22 protein-coding genes and 1 other RNA gene are annotated in these 19,476 nt (G+C 40.8%); 16 read left to right on the top strand and 7 right to left on the bottom strand.

From position 1 onward, the window contains the following. Positions 1-199 precede the first annotated feature (199 nt). Positions 200-2,143, top strand: a complete 1,944-nt coding sequence (locus SP60_RS03260) for an SLC13 family permease (RefSeq protein WP_053951265.1) — start codon at positions 200-202, stop codon at positions 2,141-2,143. On the opposite strand, the gene truA is transcribed toward SP60_RS03260, so the two are convergent. Next, positions 2,112-2,879, bottom strand: a complete 768-nt coding sequence (gene truA, locus SP60_RS03255; protein ID WP_053952208.1) for a tRNA pseudouridine(38-40) synthase TruA — start codon at positions 2,877-2,879, stop codon at positions 2,112-2,114. The genes SP60_RS03260 and truA overlap by 32 nt on opposite strands. Before the next feature lie 56 nt (positions 2,880-2,935). On the opposite strand from truA, the gene SP60_RS03250 reads away from it, so the two are divergent. Genes SP60_RS03250 through SP60_RS03200 form a run of 11 tightly spaced genes read left to right on the top strand, consistent with a single transcriptional unit; the run spans position 2,936 to position 12,468 of the window. Continuing rightward, entirely contained in the window at positions 2,936-3,292 is a 357-nt protein-coding gene (locus tag SP60_RS03250) for a diacylglycerol kinase (RefSeq protein ID WP_053951264.1), read from the top strand. Beyond that, positions 3,271-4,023 (top strand): biotin--[acetyl-CoA-carboxylase] ligase, encoded by a 753-nt coding sequence (locus SP60_RS03245; RefSeq protein ID WP_053951263.1) that lies wholly within the window; start codon positions 3,271-3,273, stop codon positions 4,021-4,023. Before SP60_RS03250 ends, SP60_RS03245 begins: the two co-directional genes overlap by 22 nt. A 35-nt stretch (positions 4,024-4,058) precedes the next feature. Further along, complete coding sequence (lptB, locus tag SP60_RS03240) at positions 4,059-4,793, top strand: LPS export ABC transporter ATP-binding protein (RefSeq protein ID WP_053951262.1); 735 nt, start codon at positions 4,059-4,061, stop codon at positions 4,791-4,793. After that, complete coding sequence (tsaD, locus tag SP60_RS03235; protein ID WP_082319633.1) at positions 4,780-5,805, top strand: tRNA (adenosine(37)-N6)-threonylcarbamoyltransferase complex transferase subunit TsaD; 1,026 nt, start codon at positions 4,780-4,782, stop codon at positions 5,803-5,805. Before lptB ends, tsaD begins: the two co-directional genes overlap by 14 nt. Then, positions 5,775-7,307 (top strand): YifB family Mg chelatase-like AAA ATPase, encoded by a 1,533-nt coding sequence (locus SP60_RS03230; protein ID WP_053951261.1) that lies wholly within the window; start codon positions 5,775-5,777, stop codon positions 7,305-7,307. The genes tsaD and SP60_RS03230 overlap by 31 nt, the downstream gene beginning before the upstream one ends. A 4-nt stretch (positions 7,308-7,311) precedes the next feature. Beyond that, entirely contained in the window at positions 7,312-8,046 is a 735-nt protein-coding gene (gene hisA, locus SP60_RS03225) for a 1-(5-phosphoribosyl)-5-[(5-phosphoribosylamino)methylideneamino]imidazole-4-carboxamide isomerase (protein ID WP_053951260.1), read from the top strand. After that, positions 8,046-8,342 (top strand): RnfH family protein, encoded by a 297-nt coding sequence (locus SP60_RS03220; RefSeq protein ID WP_053951259.1) that lies wholly within the window; start codon positions 8,046-8,048, stop codon positions 8,340-8,342. Before hisA ends, SP60_RS03220 begins: the two co-directional genes overlap by 1 nt. Before the next feature lie 39 nt (positions 8,343-8,381). Beyond that, positions 8,382-9,230 carry a CorC family transporter gene (locus tag SP60_RS03215; RefSeq protein ID WP_053951258.1) on the top strand — a complete coding sequence of 283 codons (849 nt, stop codon included), beginning with the start codon at positions 8,382-8,384 and terminating at the stop codon, positions 9,228-9,230. Next, complete coding sequence (locus tag SP60_RS03210) at positions 9,230-9,997, top strand: sulfite exporter TauE/SafE family protein (RefSeq protein WP_053951257.1); 768 nt, start codon at positions 9,230-9,232, stop codon at positions 9,995-9,997. Before SP60_RS03215 ends, SP60_RS03210 begins: the two co-directional genes overlap by 1 nt. 3 nt (positions 9,998-10,000) lie before the next feature. Then, positions 10,001-11,320 carry a metalloprotease PmbA gene (pmbA, locus tag SP60_RS03205; RefSeq protein WP_053951256.1) on the top strand — a complete coding sequence of 440 codons (1,320 nt, stop codon included), beginning with the start codon at positions 10,001-10,003 and terminating at the stop codon, positions 11,318-11,320. Beyond that, positions 11,317-12,468: a UbiH/UbiF/VisC/COQ6 family ubiquinone biosynthesis hydroxylase gene (locus SP60_RS03200; RefSeq protein ID WP_233487289.1), complete on the top strand. Its 1,152-nt coding sequence runs from the start codon at positions 11,317-11,319 to the stop codon at positions 12,466-12,468. Before pmbA ends, SP60_RS03200 begins: the two co-directional genes overlap by 4 nt. Here the strand turns inward: SP60_RS03200 and SP60_RS03195 are convergent. Together SP60_RS03195 and ssrS are read right to left on the bottom strand one after the other, a co-directional pair. Further along, positions 12,465-13,016 (bottom strand): 5-formyltetrahydrofolate cyclo-ligase, encoded by a 552-nt coding sequence (locus SP60_RS03195; RefSeq protein ID WP_053951255.1) that lies wholly within the window; start codon positions 13,014-13,016, stop codon positions 12,465-12,467. The genes SP60_RS03200 and SP60_RS03195 overlap by 4 nt on opposite strands. A 22-nt stretch (positions 13,017-13,038) precedes the next feature. After that, a non-coding RNA gene (gene ssrS / locus SP60_RS08240) (6S RNA) lies at positions 13,039-13,221 on the bottom strand. A gap of 213 nt (positions 13,222-13,434) precedes the next feature. Here ssrS and SP60_RS03190 point away from each other — a divergent pair. From SP60_RS03190 to dbpA, 4 genes are all read left to right on the top strand, one after another. Then, complete coding sequence (locus SP60_RS03190) at positions 13,435-13,740, top strand: thioredoxin family protein (protein WP_053951254.1); 306 nt, start codon at positions 13,435-13,437, stop codon at positions 13,738-13,740. 70 nt (positions 13,741-13,810) lie between these two features. Further along, positions 13,811-14,344, top strand: coding sequence for a thioredoxin family protein (locus SP60_RS03185; RefSeq protein ID WP_144418582.1), 534 nt, complete (start codon positions 13,811-13,813; stop codon positions 14,342-14,344). 30 nt (positions 14,345-14,374) lie between these two features. After that, positions 14,375-14,962: a MarC family protein gene (locus SP60_RS03180; RefSeq protein WP_053951252.1), complete on the top strand. Its 588-nt coding sequence runs from the start codon at positions 14,375-14,377 to the stop codon at positions 14,960-14,962. 51 nt (positions 14,963-15,013) lie between these two features. Next, positions 15,014-16,387, top strand: coding sequence for an ATP-dependent RNA helicase DbpA (dbpA, locus tag SP60_RS03175; protein ID WP_053951251.1), 1,374 nt, complete (start codon positions 15,014-15,016; stop codon positions 16,385-16,387). Here dbpA and SP60_RS03170 read toward each other — a convergent pair whose 3' ends face one another. Genes SP60_RS03170 through purH form a run of 4 tightly spaced genes read right to left on the bottom strand, consistent with a single transcriptional unit; the run spans position 16,388 to position 19,461 of the window. Next, a complete protein-coding gene (locus SP60_RS03170) occupies positions 16,388-17,005 on the bottom strand; it encodes a 5'-methylthioadenosine/S-adenosylhomocysteine nucleosidase family protein (RefSeq protein ID WP_082319631.1) in 618 nt (205 codons plus the stop codon). Continuing rightward, complete coding sequence (locus SP60_RS03165) at positions 16,983-17,495, bottom strand: adenine phosphoribosyltransferase (RefSeq protein WP_053951249.1); 513 nt, start codon at positions 17,493-17,495, stop codon at positions 16,983-16,985. The genes SP60_RS03170 and SP60_RS03165 overlap by 23 nt, the downstream gene beginning before the upstream one ends. Positions 17,496-17,497: 2 nt before the next feature. Then, a complete protein-coding gene (locus SP60_RS03160; protein ID WP_053951248.1) occupies positions 17,498-17,911 on the bottom strand; it encodes a hypothetical protein in 414 nt (137 codons plus the stop codon). Between the two features lie 8 nt (positions 17,912-17,919). Further along, entirely contained in the window at positions 17,920-19,461 is a 1,542-nt protein-coding gene (gene purH / locus SP60_RS03155; protein WP_053951247.1) for a bifunctional phosphoribosylaminoimidazolecarboxamide formyltransferase/IMP cyclohydrolase, read from the bottom strand. Between the last annotated feature and the right edge of the window lie 15 nt (positions 19,462-19,476).

The following is a 19,476-nucleotide window of genomic DNA, read 5'->3' as shown; positions in this document are numbered from 1 at the left end:
TTGACAAAATTTTATCATAATCATGCCAGTAAACATTTAAAAGTATGGATTTAAAAAATGAATAATTTGCCATTAAAATACAAATAATAGGCACTTCTTTGGCTTTAATTGGGAGTTTTTAAGAATGTTAGCAATCAATAATATTATAAATACATTATAATAATAGGCTTATTATCTGATCTTAAGAGCGAGGGAATTCATGTTAAATAAAAAAATAATTGCAGCTATTATATTTCTAGTCTTTGGCTTGTGGCTCGCTCTTGTTGCTCCTACAGCGCCAATTGCTTGGATGCTAGGTATTTTATTATTAACCATTTTCCTTTTTGCCTTTGAAGTGGTAGAGGTGGATGAGGCAGCTATTACGATTATGGTTGTATTAGGCTTAACATCACTGCCGTTGGTTTATACCCTAATGGGTCTTGAGAGTGGTTTGGTTGATAATGAACAATTATTTGATGGATTTTCATCGAATGCAGTTATGTCAATTGTGGCCGTGATGATTATTGGTGCCGGTCTTGATAAGACAGGGCTTATGACTAAAGTGGCTGCTTTTATTCTGAGAGTAGGCGGACGCTCTGAAACAAGAATTATTCCGATTGTTTCTTCAACGGTGGGATTTATTTCTTCCTTTATGCAAAACGTGGGCGCAGCGGCCTTATTTATTCCAGTAGTGAGCAGGATTTCTTCTCGCTCAGGTGTTCCAATGTCTAGGCTTTTAATGCCAATGGGTTTCACGGCGATTTTGGGTGGTACGATGACCATGGTAGGGTCAAGTCCATTGATCTTGCTGAATGACTTGATTCTAACAACGAACCAAGGTTTGCCTGTTGAAAATCAGATGGAAACTTGGGGTTTGTTTTCAGTGACGCCAATTGGTATTGCTTTAGTGGCAACGGGTATTATTTATTTTGTGGTAGCTGGGAAATGGGTATTGCCAACAGTTAAAGAAGATCAGTCAGAGTCAGTATCTGCGATTGAGCATTTTCAAGAAGTTTATAAAATTAATTACGATTTATTTGAAGTAAGCGTACCTGCAACCAGCGATTTGGTGGGCATGAAACTTGACGATATTGAAACCATTTCACGCGTCAGAATTGTTGCCATTCAAGATGCTAATAATAATAGCTTAGTTGGGCACGATTCAGTTGATCGTAGTACTGCTATTGAAGCCAATATGACGCTTGGATTACTAACCTCTAAAGAAGATTTAGATAGCTTTGTTGAAGGCTTCAAACTAGATCTATCCGATAAAATTGAAAAATTTTCAGACCTTCTGTCAACACAAAACTGCGGTACTGCTGAGCTGGTCATTCCACCAAATTCAACACTGATCGGCAAAACTGCACGAGATGTTTGGCTTAGAAAAACTTACGGCCTTGCCATGGTTGCACTCCATCGTGGTGGTAAAACTTTAAAAGAGGGTGAAGGGATTCGTGACCTTCCATTTCAATCAGGCGATACCCTGGTTTCGCATGTATGTTGGGAAGACTTAGAGCGCCTACAAAATAACACCGATTTTATTGTTGTTACATCAGAGTATCCTGTGCAAGAAGAGTCTCGCCCTGAAAAGGTTAAATGGGCTGGTATTTTCTTTGCTATCGCCCTATTTTTAATTTTATTTACAGATATTAGACTCTCTATTGCATTAATGACTGGTGCACTAGGCATGATTCTGACGAAGGTGCTTAAAATTGAAGAAGCCTATAGAGCGGTTTCGTGGAAAACAGTATTTTTGTTAGCCAGTTTAATTCCACTAGGCTTGGCTGTTTCTAAAACAGGTACGGCTTTATGGATTGCTCAGGAAACTGTGAAAGTGGTTGGCGATATGGCACCTTGGGTTATTTTGGCGTCGATTGCTGTACTAGCAACTTTCTTCACTTTGGTTATGTCCAATGTTGGTGCTACTATTCTTTTGGTGCCAATTGCAGTTAATATTGCTATTCAGGTGGGTGCAGATCCAGCCATCTATGCACTCACAGTAGCTATTGCAACATCTAACTCGTTCTTGATTCCAACGCACCAAGTTAATGCGCTCATTATGGGTCCAGGTGGCTATAAGGTGGCTGACTTTATTAAGGCAGGTGGTGTAATGACGGTCTTATTCTTGATTGTTATGATGACAATGATGAACCTTGTGTTCTAGATTCGTAAAACGCTTTAACAAAATATAAACCTTGAGGCTGGGCTGTTGCACCAGCCTCTTTGCGTTGTTTCGAGGCTAATACGGTTTGCACCCATTCGACAGGGCGCTCACCCTTGCCCACCTTGAGTAGTGTGCCAACAATGTTTCTAACCATATGATGTAAAAACGCATTGGCTTTAATATCTAGTAATATTTCGTCATTGTGCCTACTTAAGCGAATAAATTCAATGGTTTTAATAGGAGATTTCGCCTGGCATAAGCTCCCTCTAAAAGCAGAAAAGTCATGCTCTCCTAGAAGGTATTGTGCTGCTTCACTCATATCCTCAATATTAAGTGCTCTTGGCTCCCAGAGAGAGTGTCGGCCAATAATGGCAGAGCGCACTTTGGCATTATGAATTTTGTAATGATAGCGCCTGGCATGCGCATTAAAACGAGCATGAAAGTCATCATCAACACGTTTTGCCCAGGTGAAATTCACATCATAAGGCAAGTTGACATTACCCCCAAACAGCCAGGCCTTGTCTTCGCGATCAACGTGAGTTTCAAAATGAATAACTTGTTCAATAGCATGCACACCTGCATCAGTTCTACCCGAGCAAAAAACCCTCACTGGATGATCAGCAATTTTTGAAAGTGCTTTTTCAACCACCTGTTGCACAGTACGAATGCCTGACTTTTGCAATTGCCAGCCATGAAAATCAGTGCCCATGTATTCAACGCCTAATGCTATTTTCATAATTAAACTTATGTGTAAAATTGATTTAACTATTTTAACCATCTAATGAGCCACTTGTGAAAAATGAAGCTGTTGGTCTTAAGAGAATTTTTAAGGCGTTTGAATTTTCAATAAAAGGCCTTAAAACCTGCTATCAATCTGAAGCCGCTTTCAGGCAAGAAGTCTGGTTGGCGTTTGTTTTGATCCCGTTAGCATTGATTTTAGGCAGCTCTCCTCTGGAAAAATTCGCACTCATTGCTGTTGTTTTTTTGGTGTTAATTGTAGAAATGCTTAATTCTGCCATTGAGGCAGCAATAGATCGTATTGGAGACGACTATCACGCCTTATCAGGCGCTGCTAAAGATATGGGTTCAGCGGCAGTTTGGCTTTCATTAGTATTGCTGGTTATCACATGGCTAATTATTCTAATCTAGCCGCTCAAATTAAACCAGCAGTTGAGTGTTTTGCTTTTGATTCAATAGCGAGTACGAATGACTACCTGTCGGCGCTCGCATTTTCACAAACCACCCAAATTTGCATTACTAGTGAGCAAACACAGGGGAAAGGTCAGTATGATCGTAGCTGGCTGAGTCAAAAAGATGCTAGTGTGTTGTTGTCTATTCGCCATGTTTTTGGCGTAGATTTATCGCTGAACGGCTTGAGTTTAGTGATTGGGCTTGGTGTGGTTAGCGCACTGGAAGCGCTCGGTATTAGCCAAGTAAAGCTTAAATGGCCAAATGATGTATTTGTTGGTCAGAAAAAACTAGCGGGTATTTTAATTGAAAATACATTACAAGGCCAATATCAATCTGTTGTTATCGGGCTTGGTTTAAATTATGATTTGAGGCAAAATTTTGAATGCGACTCCCCTTGGATTGATTTAGCCAGTATCATCCAAAAGCCGCCAGCTATTGAAGATTTATCCGCTTTATTAATCAACCATATTTTAAAAAATTGCCAATTATTCGCCTCTCACGGCCTTGCTTATTTTCTAAAGTCATGGCAACAAGTGGATTATTTAACAAATAAGCAAGTAGAGTTGGATATAAATAATCAAAAATTGATTGGCGTAGTCAAGGGTATTAATTCCCAAGGAATGCTAATAGTAGAGGTGAATGGACAGTTGATTGAGGTCTGTAGCTCTAAACAAATCCGACTTATTTAGGGTAAGATATCTTATAGAAAATAAATCAATTTATCATGTCATCAAGCACACTCACTGTTACCCATATCTCTAAAAAATACGCCCGACGTGAAGTGGTTTCCGACGTCTCGTTTGAGGTTAAGTCCGGTGAAATTGTGGGCTTGTTAGGTCCTAATGGCGCTGGTAAAACGACCTGTTTTTATATTGCATGTGGCTTGGTTCGGGCAGATAAAGGCCAAGTCTTTATTGACGGGGTTAAGGTGAGCAAAATGCCTATGCATAAACGCTCTAAATTGGGCTTAGGATATTTACCACAAGAGCCTTCAATTTTTCGAAAGCTGTCAGTTGAGGATAATATTTTGGCTGTTTTGGAATTAAATAGTGCCTTAGATAAGCCGCAAAGAAAGCATCGTCTAGAAGAGTTGTTATCTGAATTTCATATTGAACATATTCGTCATATTGACGGCCTGAGTCTTTCAGGTGGAGAAAGGCGTCGAGTTGAGATTGCTAGAGCGCTAGCAATGGATCCAAAATTTGTCCTACTAGATGAGCCATTTGCAGGGGTGGACCCAATTTCTGTGGGCGATATTCAGCAAATTATTTACCATTTAAAGGATAAAGGTATTGGCGTGTTAATTACAGATCATAATTATCGAGAAATGCTTGATACTTGTGATCACTCCTATGTTTTACATGGTGGGAATATTATTGCCAGGGGCGATAAACAAGCTATTCTTGATAATTCAGAAGTTAAAAAAGTCTATTTAGGCGAGTCTAGTGTCGGCTATTAAGCCCTTTATTACCTTAGGTGTTGAAAGCTCTTGTGATGAAACAGGCATCGGCCTATATCATAGTGAAAAAGGCCTGATTGGTCACCAGTTGTTTTCTCAAGTAGAGATTCATTGCGAATATGGCGGCGTGGTTCCTGAGCTAGCATCTCGCGATCATATTCAGCGCGCCCTGCCATTAATTAAATCAGTGCTTGCTGATACACACTTAACATTAAGCGATATCAGTGGCGTTGCGTATACGGCAGGCCCTGGTCTTGCCGGGGCTTTGTTGGTGGGTAGTGCAGTGGCAAAATCATTGGCCTGGAGTCTTAAAATCCCTTCACTTGGTGTACACCATATGGAAGGGCATTTATTGGCACCTTTGTTAGAAGAGAAGGTGCCTAGCTTTCCGTTTGTGGCTTTATTAGTATCGGGCGGACACACTATGTTGATTGATGTTAAGGCGATTGGTGAGTACCAGATTTTGGGCGAATCTCTAGACGATGCAGTTGGCGAAGCCTTTGATAAAACGGCCAAAATTTTAGGCTTGGGATATCCAGGCGGCCCAGCTTTAGCCGAACTCGCCCAGCAGGGTGATGCAAATGCTTTTAAGTTTCCAAGACCTATGATTGATCGTCCAGGGCTGGATTTTAGTTTTAGTGGCCTGAAAACATTTGCACGCAATACGTTTGCTAAATATCCTGAGCAAAAGGCTAATATTGCCAAAGCCTTTGAGGTGGCAGTAACCTCAACCTTGATGATTAAATGTCGCCGCGCTTTAGAGCAAACAGGCAGAGCAACATTGGTAGTAGCAGGCGGTGTTAGCGCTAATCTAGCGCTACGCCAAGAGTTAGATGCAATGGGTTTAAAGCAAGGTGCTCAGGTGTTTTATCCGCGCCAAGAATTTTGCACTGATAATGGCGCTATGATCGCGCTTGCAGGGCATCTTCGCCTAAGTAAAGGACAGGCAACAAACAGTGATGAAATCACCATTCAACCCAGATGGAGTCTAGAAGATTTGGAGGCGGTGTGAGTCAACTGGCTAAAATTTTTACGCGCGCCTCAACAGGGCTTGATGCGCCAATAGTTACCATTGAAGTGCATATTTCTGGTGGCTTGCCTGGGTTTTCTATTGTTGGATTGCCTGAAGGTGCACTCAAAGAAAGTAAAGATCGAGTTCGATCTGCTCTGATTAATTCACGTTTTAAATCCCCCAAAGGGCGTATTACTGTTAGCTTGGCACCGGCCAACCTGCCCAAGCGTGGTGGACGCTATGATTTGCCTATTGCACTTGGCATACTGCTGGCCTCTGGCCAAGTTAAACCTGAAGTTGATATAACAAAGATTGAATTCTATGGCGAGCTAGGTTTGGACGGCTTGTTGCATACGACTGAGGGCCTACTGCCGGCTATTATTGAGGCGCACAAGGCCAAACACACACTGGTTATTCCCGCTGATGATTATGCACAATGTGCTCTGGCTGAACAGGCAAAAATATTTCCAGCTAAGCATTTGTTGCAAGTTTGTGAATTTTTATCAGGTGTGGGCGAGCCTGAGCAGTGCTCAACCCCGAGTGAATTTCAAGCAATTTATGCGAATGATTTTTCGCAGGTTAAAGGCCAATATCAGGCTAAACGCGCATTGGAAGTTGCGGCTAGTGGCGGGCATAATATTTTATTGCGCGGTACACCAGGCTCTGGCAAAACCATGTTGGCAGAAAGGCTGCCTTCGATACTACCACCCTTGAGCACTGAGAAAGCTTTACAAAGGGCTTCTATTTATTCCATTGCTGGAAAAATACTAGATAGCTCGCAAATGTATCGTCGAGCATTTCGAGCGCCACATCATTCATCTTCAGCCGTCTCATTGGTTGGCGGCGGCTCTTACCCTAGGCCGGGAGAGATTTCTCTTGCGCATGAAGGGGTGTTGTTTTTAGATGAGTTGCCTGAATTTCCGCGCCAGGTTTTAGAAACTTTAAGACAACCCTTAGAGAGTGGCGAGATACATGTTTCACGGGCACAACAACAAGTCACTTTTCCGGCTAATTTTCAGTTGGTTGCTGCCATGAACCCTTGTCCGTGCGGGTATTATGGCGATGGTACTAGCAAGTGTCATTGTACGCAGGATCAAATTCGAAAATACCAAGTTAAAATTTCGGGCCCATTATTAGACCGTATTGATATGGTATTAGAGGTTCCACCTTTGCCAAAAGAGCTGCTATTAGCTCAAAAAAGTGAGTCAATAGAAAATAGCGAAACCATTAGAGCACGTGTATTAGATTGTTATAATATGCAGCTAAACAGACAGGGTAAATTAAATGATCGTCTAAGTCCAGACGAGATTGATAACCTGATTATTTTAGATAAAGATAATAAGCAATTATTAGAGAGTGTGATTGACAAACTGCACCTTTCGGCAAGAGCTTATCACCGAATTTTAAAAGTGGCTAGAACCATTGCTGATTTAGATCATGCCCAAGAAGTTGAGCAGCGCCATCTAATTGAAGCCATTGGGTATCGGCGACATAACGGATAAAAAAATGGTAATTATTCCCGCAATTGATTTAAAAGATGGACAATGTGTACGCCTAAGACAAGGCTTAATGGACGACACCACAGTGTTTTCAGACAATCCTGTTAAAATGGCTGCCCAATGGGTTGATCAAGGTGCAAAACGTTTGCATTTAGTTGATTTAAATGGCGCTTTTGAAGGTAAGCCTATTAACGCTGCCAGCGTCACAGAAATCACCAAAGAATTCCCAAATCTTCCTGTGCAGATTGGTGGCGGCATTCGCAATATGCAGATTGCCAATACTTATATCGAAGCTGGCATTAGCTATCTAATTATTGGCACCATGGCGGTGACGCATCCTGAATTTGTTTCTGAATTATGTCGCGAGTTCCCTGGGAAAGTGATTGTCGGCTTGGATGCTAATAATGGCCTAGTTGCCACTGAAGGCTGGGCTAAACAAACCGATTTGCATGTGGTCGAGCTTTCTAAAAAGTTCGAACAAGATGGCGTCAGCTCAATTGTTTATACCGATATTGCACGCGACGGCATGATGCAAGGTGTCAATGTTGAGGCAACTGCCGATTTGGCCAAGCAAACTTCAATTGATATTATTGCTTCTGGCGGAATCACCAATATGGACGATATTACTAATTTATTGGCACAATCACATCACGGCATTGGCGGTGCTATTACTGGGCGCGCTATTTATGAAGGTACGCTGGACTTTGCCAAAGCACAACGTTTATGCGATCAGCAAAGTTAATGCATATTGAAGTTGCCTACGCATTAGAAAACAAACAAACGCTATTAAATATAGAAGTTGATGCAGGCACAACGCTAAAACAAGCAATCGAACTTTCAGGCCTGTTAACGCTTTACCCTCAAATTAATTTAATGAAAGATAAGACGGGTATTTTTGGGAAAATTGCCAAATTAGATACAATTCTGCGTGAAAAAGACCGTGTTGAAATCTATAGGCCACTGATTGCAGATCCTAAGCAAGTGCGTAAAGAGCGCGCCGCCCAAGGCAAAAATATGCGTAGTGGTAAAAAATCCTAATTTTTGGTAAAATACTCCTTTAACTTAAAGCTCTAATACATGTTTGACGACCAACCTCCCTCGACAAAGTCTTTTCTAAAACGACTTATTAAGAAATTTTTCCACACGCCTCTTGGTTCAAACGAAGAGTTATTGCAAGCTCTTAAAGAGGCTGAAGAAAGCCATATTATCGACTCTCATAGTCGAAGCATTATCGAAGGCACGATGCAGCTGGAGAATATGGAGGTGCGCGATGTCATGGTGCCAAAATCAAAAATGGTGACCATCGAGCATAATGCTGATACCAAAACGCTGCTTGATATTATGATCAAATCGGCGCATTCCCGTTTTCCAATTATTAACTCTAAGCGCCATAAAATTCAAGGCGTTATCTTAGCCAAAGATTTGTTGAGTTATTTAGCGGGTGATAAGCGTGCTGAGTTTAACTACAAGGAATATCTACGTAGTGCCATTTTGGTTCCTGAGAGTAAAACATTGGGCGCTTTGCTGAGAGTATTCCAACAAAAAAAATCACATATGGCTATTGTCATGGATGAGTATGGCGAAATTGCTGGCTTGGTAACGCTGGAAGATGTATTAGAGCAAATCGTGGGAGAAATTGAAGATGAGCACGACTTTGAAGAAGACAATATTATTGATTTTGGTGATGGGCGTTTTTTGCTAAAAGCCAACACACCAGTCGAAGAGTTTGAGGCATTTTTTGACATTAAGCTCATCGCTGAAGATATTGATACAATTGCTGGCGTGGTCATCTCTGGATTCACCCGCTTGCCTGAACAAATGGACGAAATTAGCTTGCAAGGGTTTAAGTTTAAAGTCTTAAAAACTGATTCACGCCGCATTCATTTGCTAGAAGTTGAACGCTTAGACAGTCAAAACGCCAGTTAATGGATGTTCTGATTAGTGTTTTTTTGATGGGCTTGCTAGGCGGTGTTCATTGCTTAGGTATGTGTGGTGGTGTGGTCGCCATGCTAACAGCAGGTCTAGATCCACAAGTGAGATCAAATCCTAGCAAAGTGGCACTTTTTCACCTAAATTACAACCTTGGTCGAATTCTAAGTTACATCCTAATGGGGGTTGTATTTGGCCTATTAGGCGCAGTATTGGCGCAAACTTTGCAAATGAGCTCCTTTGATAAAGCGCTGAGAATTTTTTCGGGCGTGCTTATGATTATGGTGGGTTTGTATATTGGTGGCTGGTCATCAGGCATTCAACTACTGGAAAAATTTGGCGCAAAATTTTGGGCATTATTACAACCACTAACTAAGCGTTTTTTGCCTGTTAAAGACTTAAAATCTGCTTTTTTCACAGGCTTGTTATGGGGCGGTATTCCTTGTGGCTTGGTTTATGGGGCACTGAGTTTTGCCATTGTATCGGGCTCAGCTACTCAAGGCGGTTTGATTATGCTGGCATTCGGCCTAGGTACATTACCCAGTTTATTGTTAATGGCTAGCCTGTCTAACCAGTTAACACATCTTGTGCAAAAGCCTTGGGTTAGAAAAACATCAGGATTATTAATTATCGGCTTGGGTGTGGCGGCCTTATGGATGCCGATTAATTCCATGTTGGACGCTAAGTCGCCCAGAGATAATAACCCTCAACCACAAAGTATTAATACCTTTCAACAACCAACTGATTTAGATTACCTAACCTAGCCTATGATGTCGTTAGAGCAAACCGCACAACAAGTTATTCAAGTCCTTAAACGCCACAACGTGAGCGATTATGAGATGTCCTTAAGCGCCAGCTCAGGTGTCTCTACCGCTGTGCGTTTAGGCAAGGTTGAGACTCTGGAATATCACCTTGATAAGTCTTTGGATGTTAATGTTTATATGGGCCATGCCAAGGGTCATGCATCAAGTGTCGATTTAAGTGAAAGCGGTATTTTAAAAACCGTTGAATCTGCCTGTCTTATTGCTAAATATACCCAGCACGACCCATTTAGCGGTCTAGCACCAAAAGAGTTAATGGCCTTTGAAGTGCCTGATTTGGATCTATACCACCCTTGGGAGTTAGATCCTAGCCATAGTATCGATTTGGCCACACGCTGTGAGTCGCAAGCTTTGGAATATGGCGCTATTGATAATTCTGATGGTGCTGAGGTGTCTAGTTATCAAGGCGAAGGTTTATATGCAAATTCGAATGGCATGATGAGCATACAAAAAGGTGCCAAACACTCGTTGAATTGTAGTGTTATTGCCAAGCAAGGTATGGACATGCAAACAGCTTATGAATACACAATAGCACTTGATGCACAAGATTTGCAAACACCAGAATGGGTGGGCGATCAAGTGGCAAAAATTGCCATAAGCAAGCTCGGCGCTAGATCTTTAGCGGCACAAAAATGCCCTGTTATTTTTTCACCCAGAGTATCTGGCGGGATTTTTTCACAATTAATAAGTGCGCTGGGCGGCTCTCGTCAGTACAAAAAATCAACTTTTTTATTAAACAGTCTCGACCAATTGGTATTGCCAGACACACTTTCCATTTTAGAAAATCCATTCGCTCAAAAAACCATTGGTGCCAAAGCTTTTGACCGTGACGGTGTACTTAAAAGAAAACAGCATTTTGTAAAAGATGGACGAGTGCAAAGCTATGTCCTAAGCCAATATTCGGCCAATCAATTAGGCTTGCAAACTACCGCTAATGCGGGCGGTGTTAACAATTTGATTATTGAGCATCAATATTCAGGGGATTTAAATGATATGATTAAATCCATGGATAAAGGTTTGGTGGTGACAGAATTAATGGGTCAGGGTGTGAATGGCACGACGGGAGATTACTCTCGAGGTGCAACAGGATTTTGGGTAGAACATGGTGAAATCCAATACCCGGTATCAGGCATTACCATTGCTGGTAATTTAAAAGACATGCTCTTAGGTATTGAGCATGTTGGTACCGATGTAGATCATCGAGGTAATATTAAGGTTGGTTCAGTACTGATTAATCAGATGACAATTGCCGGAGAGGGCGAGTGAGCTACGATATTATCATTGTTGGCGGTGGTATGGTGGGTCAGGCCTTTGCTTTATCAATGGCGAAAACTGATTATAAAATTGCCATTATCGAGCCTAATAATCCCAATCCAGAGTTGCAAGCTGATTATCATACCCGCGTGAGTGCCATCACCCCAACTTCAGAAAAACTGCTGAAAAATATTAGCGCTTGGGATTTAATCAAACGCAAGCATGCTTTTAGCCATACCAGCGTGTGGGATCAGAATTCTCATGGCTCTCTAGATTTTCATGCTCAAGATGAAAACCTTGATCATCTAGGCCACATTATTGAGAATGACGTTATTCAGTCAGCTTTATTTTCAGCGCTAGAAAAGACCGATGTTGAATTTATCAATGCTAAAGTCACCACCCTTGAAAAAACAACAACAGGCTATCAAGTTCAGCTAGATAACAACACTGCGTTAGCTTGCCAACTACTGATTGGTGCAGATGGCGCTAGATCACGCGTGAGAGATCTAGCCAGTATTGAATTTAGCGAAAATGACTACCAGCAAAAAGCCATCGTTTGCAATATTAAATCTTTACAAGGTTTCAAGGATACGACTTGGCAGCGATTCTTGTCTGATAGTATTATTGCCCTTTTGCCACTCAGTGAGCATCAGGCTTCGATTGTTTGGTCCGCTGAAAATACATTGGCAGACGAGTTAATGCAGTTGTCTAAAGAGGCCTTTGCTAAGCGATTATCAGCAGGTGTGGAGTATCGTTTTGGTGAGTTTGAGCTAGTGAGCGATATCCAAGCCTTTCCACTGATTGAGCGCAGCGCCAAGGACTATGTGCAAGAAAATCTAGCCTTGATTGGCGATGCGGCGCATAATATTCATCCGCTTGCTGGTCAAGGTGTTAATCTTGGTTTTTCAGATATTATTGAATTATCACAACAATTACAGTCTTCATCGAAGCCATTAGGCGATTATTCTACATTAAGAAACTACGCTAGAGCTAGAAGGCTCGATAACGAGCTAATGGCAAAAACCATGACAGGGCTAAACTGGATTTATAAAGAAAATAATGAGCCACTCAGATGGCTGCGCGGTTTCGGCATGAATATTATTAACGAAAATCCTACGTTAAAATCGTTTTTACAAAAGCACGCATTAGGAAATTCTTAAAGAATTTGACTGGGTGTAATAATCACATCGAGTGGAACGTCCCATTCTTGTACTTCTAACTGCTCGACTTGTTGACAATCAAAAGCTAACCCAATAAGCTTGGGATTTTTAGCCATTTTTTGCTGTTTTTTAAAGGCTAGTGTGCGATCGTAAAAGCCACCACCCATGCCAATGCGATTTTTATCTTTATCAAAGCCTACTAATGGCATAAATAGAATATCGAGCTGATCTGCGTTAATAATATCAGTAGAAATTGGCTCTTTAATGCCAAATCGGTTTTTTCTGAAATTTTCCCCAATTTTTGCAAAATTAAGACTTTTGTCGTCTAATATAGGCAAATAAGTGCTAATTCCTTGATTTTTTAGGAAGTTTTCAATGTATTTTGGGTTAATTTCACCGTTATTAGGTAAATAAAGAGCAACTTTTTGGTCATTCTCAAAATTTGCTATTTTTTGTAATTGAGATAATAACTGTTTGGCAAATTTGACACGATCGGAAGGGTTGATGTCGAGTCTTTTTTGTCGAAGGAGTTGGCGTAGTGCTTTCATATTTGCATTATAGCCGAAGAAGTTAAAATCCGTTGTGCCGTGATGGCATAAAACCTGAACCAGTAAGGTTCAAGGCGGAAATTCGAAGTCTACCGCAGGCTTCCCACTACGTGGTGGGCTTGCACAATAGCAGCCTATCTCATATCCTTAGTTGTTTATTTATCGGCTCAGGGGACGTAGCCAGTCACAAACACAACAGACAATCATTATTATCACCTTTTGCACTGGCAATATTAAACTTTTTTGTTTTAATAAAGGCATATACATAGTTTTAATAGGTGTAATATTAGACGGTTGAGTTTTTAAACTAAGGTTATTTTATGGTATTAATGCGTCGAATTTTTATATTGGTTATTGCATTTTTTTTATCAATACTTATGCTGATTCAGGCAAGGTTGTTGGGGGTGCGCTTTACGATGTGCCTAGCTGGTTTACCGATAGTTTTTTGGATGTGGCTGAAGATGCACAGGATGCACTTGATGAAAACAAAACGGTTTTATTGTATTTTCATTTAGACGGTTGCCCATATTGCGACGCCATGCTGACGCAAAATTTTAAAAGTGGTGAAAATTTAGCTTTTATTAAAAAACATTTTTCTGTCGTTGCGGTGAATATCAGGGGGTCGAGAGAAATTACCATGAGTGAATCTGAAAGCAAAACTGAGCAAGCACTCAGCGAAATGCTGGCGGTAAAATATACGCCAACCATTATTTTTTTTAGATGAGAGTGGCAAGCAAGCCTTTAGAACAAATGGCTATCGTGATGTTGCCGCTTTTAGGCAAGTGCTAGAATATGTGGCTAGTAAATCTTACAAAAATACGACGTTATCAAATTATATCGAAGCCCAGCAAAATGCCAGCCAAGCCTATACTTTTATTGATCATGCGAGCTTGCAAGTGGCGTCTAATTTCCAAGAGTTTGATCAGCCAGTGGCGATACTATTTGAAGATAAAGACTGTACAGCGTGCGAAGATTTTCATCAAAATTTGATTAATCGAGCAGATGTTAAAGCTGAGCTGGATAAATATTTGTTTGTGCGTTTTGATGCTTACTCGGACCAGAAAATTATAGGCTTTGACGGCAAGCTCACCTCACCAAGGCAAATGGTTAAAGATTATGATTTAAATTATCGCCCGGGTATTTTGCTGTTTGATGAGGGTGAAAATATCACCAAAATTGATGGCAAGCTCTATAGCTTTCATTTTAATACGGTGTTGAAGTATGTCCGTGGTAAGCATTATCAGTATTATCCAAAATTTAGCACTTATCTGCGCGCTAGACAGGCCGAGTTGTTAGAAAAGGGTGTCGATATTAATATCGTTGATTAAGAAAATGATTATGTATTCTGGAGAGGGTTTATGACGATTGCTTCTGCTATTTTTTTGCTGTTTTTGATTATGGATCCTTTTGCCAATGTACCTATTTTCTTGGGCTTGTTGAAGAATCTTCCAGCAACAAGACGTCGAGCTATTATTATTAGAGAGTTGTTAATAGCTTTTCTGATTTTGTTAATATTCATGTTTTCAGGCAAATATATTTTGCAGTTATTGCAAATATCAGAATCTTCATTAGGTGTAGCGGGTGGCGTTGTATTGTTTTTGATTTCTTTAAAAATGATTTTTTCTGGCTCTGAAGATATTTTTGCCAATACCCCAGAAGGTGAGCCGTTAGTTGTGCCTTTGGCTGTACCATTAATTGCAGGCCCTTCTGCGATTGCTGCGGTAATATTGATTATGGCAAACGATCCAAGCCGGTGGATGGATTGGAGTGTCGCTTTGTTGGTGGCTTGGAGCTTAGTGGGGATAATTTTAATTTTTTCTGAAAAATTTAGCCAGCATATTAGTCATAAAGCTTTTGCTGCTATTGAGCGACTGATGGGGATTTTATTAACCATTATTGCTGTTGATATGATTTTGGATGGGATTAAAAAGGCCTTTGGACTTTAGCAGGCATTTAGCGTGTAAAATTCAACACATATTTATTTTGGCATTATTATTGTGAGTACATCAGATTTTTCCTCGTTAGGTCTTCAAGCTGGTTTGTTAAAAAACCTTAGTACCCTAGGTTATGAACAAATGACCCCGATTCAGGCGCTTAGCCTGCCTTTGATTCTAGAGGGTAAAGATGTGATTGGTCAAGGCAAGACGGGCTCTGGAAAGACGGCGGCTTTTGGTTTGGGGCTTTTGCATAAGTTGAATGTTAAGTCATACAAGATTCAGTCAATTGTTTTGTGTCCGACTCGAGAGTTGGCCGATCAAGTGGCAAGTGAAATTCGAAAATTAGCCAGAGCCATTCACAATATTAAGATTTTAACGCTTTGTGGTGGCGCGCCATTTGGCCCGCAAATTGGTTCGCTAGAACATGGTGCACATATTGTTGTGGGTACGCCTGGGCGTATTGAGGAGCATTTACGTAAAAAAACACTCAAGCTTGATCATGTTGAAATGTTAGTGCTTGATGAGGCAGATCGCATGCTGGATATGGGCTTTCAAGATGCGATTGATGACATTGTTGAAAAAATCCCTAGCAATCGACAAACTTTGTTGTTTAGTGCGACTTATCCGCAAGAAATTGAAGATATTGCTATGCGTGTGATGAATAATCCAGCCGTGGTGAATGCGCCCTCAACGCATGAAGCTTCAACCATTAAACAATATTTTTATCAAACCAATACAGATGACGAGCGTATGAACGCTTTGCGTATATTGCTAGCAAAGCATAAGCCTGATTCAGCTTTGGTTTTTTGCAATACTAAGCTTGACACACAAGACGTGGCTGATGAATTAGCTCATTACGGCTTTTATGCGCTGGCCATTCATGGTGATCTTGATCAGCGTGAGCGCGATCAGGCATTGATTCGATTTTCTAATAAGAGTGTATCAGTTTTGGTGGCTACCGATGTGGCAGCACGCGGCTTAGATATTGATGCATTAGATATGGTGATTAACTTTAATCTTGCTCATGATCCTGAGATTCATGTTCATCGTATCGGCCGTACTGGGCGAGCGGGGCGTAGTGGTATTGCAGCCACTCTTTATAGTGACAGAGAAACTAGAAAATTAGACGCTTTGGAAATTGATATTAGTACAGATGAGCTGCCGAGTGATACTTATCTTGATAAGCCGATTAAAAAGCCAGCAATGACCACTCTAAAGATTGATGGCGGCAAAAAACAAAAACTCCGCCCTGGCGATATTGTGGGCGGCCTAACAGGTAAGGGCGGCATTCCTGGCGACAAAATTGGCAAAATTACAGTTTCTAGCAATTGGTCTTATGTTGCAGTAGAGTCTGCATTGGTAAAGCCCGCTTTAAAGAAAATTCAAAGCGACAAGCTTAAAGGTAGAACATTTAGAGTGAGAATTCTTTCTTAACTAAATTGCTTGCTTTAATAAGACAATAGTCTGATCCATAGCTGCATTAAGGTTTTTGAATAAAACTTCTTCACTGGCACCATTAGCATCATCAGAGATGCCTTTAATCATGGTAATGGGCAGCTTATATTTGTTGGCCACATAAGCAATAGCAAACCCCTCCATATCAACCATATCAGCATCGCTATTGGCATGATGCATGTTGTCAATAAATTGATCACCTGTGGTTAGAGTCATGGCGTTGGCGGCATTTGTTGGTACCATGCAATTGATGCTTTGATACATGTCAGCTTGATATTGCTCAAAGGGGATGAACGCATCATGCTGCGTTACTGAGCTGACAAAATAAGCCGATCCAACAGGGGTTGTTTTTAGTGCACCTGCAAGACCAATATTGATCAAACGATCAATATTATAATTTTCGATTAAAGTGCAAGTGGCCAGAGTACTGGCAACTTTTCCAATGCTAGATTCAATCAGTGTTATTTGCTGATTTTGATAAATAGCAAAGTTTGAATTTGTTGTTAGTTTTTTAAGATTCAGCGCAGTGACAATTTTTTGCACTTCTTCGTGCATAGCGCAGACAATGCCGATACTAGCCATAGGTAATTTGCGCATTAATATCGATGCCTAAGCTATTTCTAGCGTTCAAAAAAGACAGTTCAATGACACATTCCAGGGCAATTACTTCTGCCTTTAACTCTTCAATCAATTGAACAACCGCTTTAACTGAGCCGCCTGTGGCTAATAAGTCATCAACAATTAATACGTTGTCATTTTCATGGATAGAATTTTCATGAATTTCAAATGTGTTTTGACCATATTCAAGTTGATAATCAACGCTGATACATTGATCTGGAAGCTTGCCAGGTTTACGAACCATGACAAAAGGCACGCCCATTTTATAAGCAACTGCCGCACCAAAGATAAATCCCCTGGCATCTAGGCCAACAATTTTATCAATTGAATTGGTGTTGTATTTGTTAGCAATATTATCAACCACATATGCAAAAGCTTCTGGATTGGCTAATAAGGGTGAAATATCCTTAAAGACAATGCCCTTTTGTGGAAAGTCAACAATATCTTTAATGTGATCGGTTAAGTTCATAATTATGCCTCTAGTTGAACAATATCTAAAATTTCCCAGGTTTCTGAGTCGTATTCTACTTCATAGCCAACCAAGGATTTTTCAACTTGATCTCTGAGTACCAACGGAAGCTCCCATACACGCGTGCAACCAAGATAGCCATTAATCTCATGATAAGTATTATCCGAAATAGTAATGTGTCGGCTAAGCCCCATTTGTGCAAAGCTACCCATAACATCTTCAATAAAAGTGGGTGGCGCTAATGGGTAGAATTTTATTCTTTCATACATTCTAACCGTGGCAACAGATTCTAATAAATTCTGTCGAATACCTTCTGCATCATTAATATCTTGTACCAACTCAGTCACTAAATCATTTTCTTTATCGATGGTAATTGAATGAATCATTGGAAAAACATTCATAGTTTCTATTGGCATAATTTCTCCTAGTGCTTGAAATGACGCATGCCGGTAAAGACCATGGCAATGCCGTGTTCATTAGCTGCTGCAATCACTTCGTCATCGCGCATTGAACCGCCTGGCTGAATAATAGCTTTAATACCAGCTTGGGCGGCGGCGTCAATACCATCTCTAAATGGGAAAAAGGCGTCTGATGCCATCACCGAGCCTTGGACAACCAAACCCTCGTCTGCAGCCTTAATGCCAGCAATTTTGGCCGAATAGACGCGTGACATTTGCCCGGCGCCAACACCAATAGTCATTCGGTTTTTAACGTAAACAATGGCGTTTGATTTAACAGTTTTAGCCACTTTCCAGGCGAATAGTAAGTCTTGAATTTGTTCAGCGGTTGGCGCTAGTTCGCTCACACATTTAATGTCAGTTTCGGTAATAATACCAAGATCTTTATCTTGTACCAATAAGCCACCTGTGACACGCTTAAAGTCAAGTGAAGCTTGTGCTTTTGCCAAGTCGCCACATTCTAGTGCACGTACATTTTTCTTGGTTGATAGCGCTTCTTTGGCATCAGTATCTACACTTGGGGCAATGATCACTTCTACAAATTGACGATCAATAATAGTTTGTGCGGTTTTAATGTCAAGATTACGGTTAAAGGCAATAATGCCGCCGAATGCTGAGGTTGGATCGGTTTTAAAAGCGTCATCATAGGCGTCAAAAATATTACTACGAACGGCGACACCACAAGGATTGGCGTGCTTAACAATCACACAAGCAGGCTCATCAAAACTGCGTACACATTCTAGTGCAGCGTCTGCATCTGCCATATTGTTGTACGACATTTCTTTGCCTTGGAATTGTGTGCTTGAGGCGACACAGGTTTCGGTAATGTTGCTCTCTTTATAAAACGCAGCAGATTGGTGTGGATTTTCACCATAGCGCATTGATTGGGTTTTATGAAATTGTAGGTTCATAGTATTAGAAAACCCATCCTCTTCTTTGCCTAAATAGTTGGCAATGGCACCGTCGTATTGCGCCGTGTGTTCAAAGGTTTTAAGGGCAAGCTTAATACGAGTTTCAAGAGTTGTATTGCCATTTTCGTTAATTTCATTGATAACTGTTTGATAATCTGCAGCGTCCACAACAACGGTTACTGATGCATGGTTTTTAGCGCTTGAGCGCAACATGGCAGGGCCGCCAATATCAATATTTTCAATCGCATCTTCTAGTGTGCAATCTGGATTGGCAATGGTTGCTTGGAAAGGGTAAAGGTTAACGATGACCAAATCAATTGGATTGATATCGTTCTGCGCCATCACATCTTCATCAAGCCCTCGGCGTGCTAATATGCCACCATGAATCTTTGGATTTAGGGTTTTAACACGACCCGCCATCATCTCAGGAAAGCCAGTGTAGTCTGATACTTCAATAACAGGAATGTCGTTATCTGCTAGGAGTTTAGCCGTACCACCTGTTGAAAGAATTTCAATATTTTTGCTGGCTAATGTTTGAGCTAATTCAAGAATACCAGTTTTATCAGAAACACTGATTAAGGCGCGTTGTATAGACATATTGTTCCTTTGAGA

The organism is Candidatus Thioglobus autotrophicus, assembly GCF_001293165.1.
Classification (GTDB): Bacteria; Pseudomonadota; Gammaproteobacteria; order PS1; family Pseudothioglobaceae; genus Thioglobus_A; species Thioglobus_A autotrophicus.
The sequence above is the reverse complement of the archived record's forward strand: the minus strand, read 5'-3'. Positions and strand labels throughout refer to the sequence as shown.

What these genes read in the sequence shown, in the direction of transcription:
- SP60_RS03260 (WP_053951265.1), top strand. Translation starts at nt 200, where the DNA reads ATGTTAAATAAAAAAATAATTGCAGCTATTATATTTCTAGTCTTTGGC.
- truA (WP_053952208.1), bottom strand. Translation starts at nt 2,879, where the DNA reads ATGAAAATAGCATTAGGCGTTGAATACATGGGCACTGATTTTCATGGC.
- SP60_RS03245 (WP_053951263.1), top strand. Translation starts at nt 3,271, where the DNA reads ATGGCTAATTATTCTAATCTAGCCGCTCAAATTAAACCAGCAGTTGAG.
- lptB (WP_053951262.1), top strand. Translation starts at nt 4,059, where the DNA reads ATGTCATCAAGCACACTCACTGTTACCCATATCTCTAAAAAATACGCC.
- SP60_RS03230 (WP_053951261.1), top strand. Translation starts at nt 5,775, where the DNA reads ATGGAGTCTAGAAGATTTGGAGGCGGTGTGAGTCAACTGGCTAAAATT.
- hisA (WP_053951260.1), top strand. Translation starts at nt 7,312, where the DNA reads ATGGTAATTATTCCCGCAATTGATTTAAAAGATGGACAATGTGTACGC.
- SP60_RS03220 (WP_053951259.1), top strand. Translation starts at nt 8,046, where the DNA reads ATGCATATTGAAGTTGCCTACGCATTAGAAAACAAACAAACGCTATTA.
- SP60_RS03215 (WP_053951258.1), top strand. Translation starts at nt 8,382, where the DNA reads ATGTTTGACGACCAACCTCCCTCGACAAAGTCTTTTCTAAAACGACTT.
- SP60_RS03210 (WP_053951257.1), top strand. Translation starts at nt 9,230, where the DNA reads ATGGATGTTCTGATTAGTGTTTTTTTGATGGGCTTGCTAGGCGGTGTT.
- pmbA (WP_053951256.1), top strand. Translation starts at nt 10,001, where the DNA reads ATGATGTCGTTAGAGCAAACCGCACAACAAGTTATTCAAGTCCTTAAA.
- SP60_RS03195 (WP_053951255.1), bottom strand. Translation starts at nt 13,016, where the DNA reads ATGAAAGCACTACGCCAACTCCTTCGACAAAAAAGACTCGACATCAAC.
- SP60_RS03180 (WP_053951252.1), top strand. Translation starts at nt 14,375, where the DNA reads ATGACGATTGCTTCTGCTATTTTTTTGCTGTTTTTGATTATGGATCCT.
- SP60_RS03170 (WP_082319631.1), bottom strand. Translation starts at nt 17,005, where the DNA reads ATGCGCAAATTACCTATGGCTAGTATCGGCATTGTCTGCGCTATGCAC.
- SP60_RS03165 (WP_053951249.1), bottom strand. Translation starts at nt 17,495, where the DNA reads ATGAACTTAACCGATCACATTAAAGATATTGTTGACTTTCCACAAAAG.
- SP60_RS03160 (WP_053951248.1), bottom strand. Translation starts at nt 17,911, where the DNA reads ATGCCAATAGAAACTATGAATGTTTTTCCAATGATTCATTCAATTACC.
- purH (WP_053951247.1), bottom strand. Translation starts at nt 19,461, where the DNA reads ATGTCTATACAACGCGCCTTAATCAGTGTTTCTGATAAAACTGGTATT.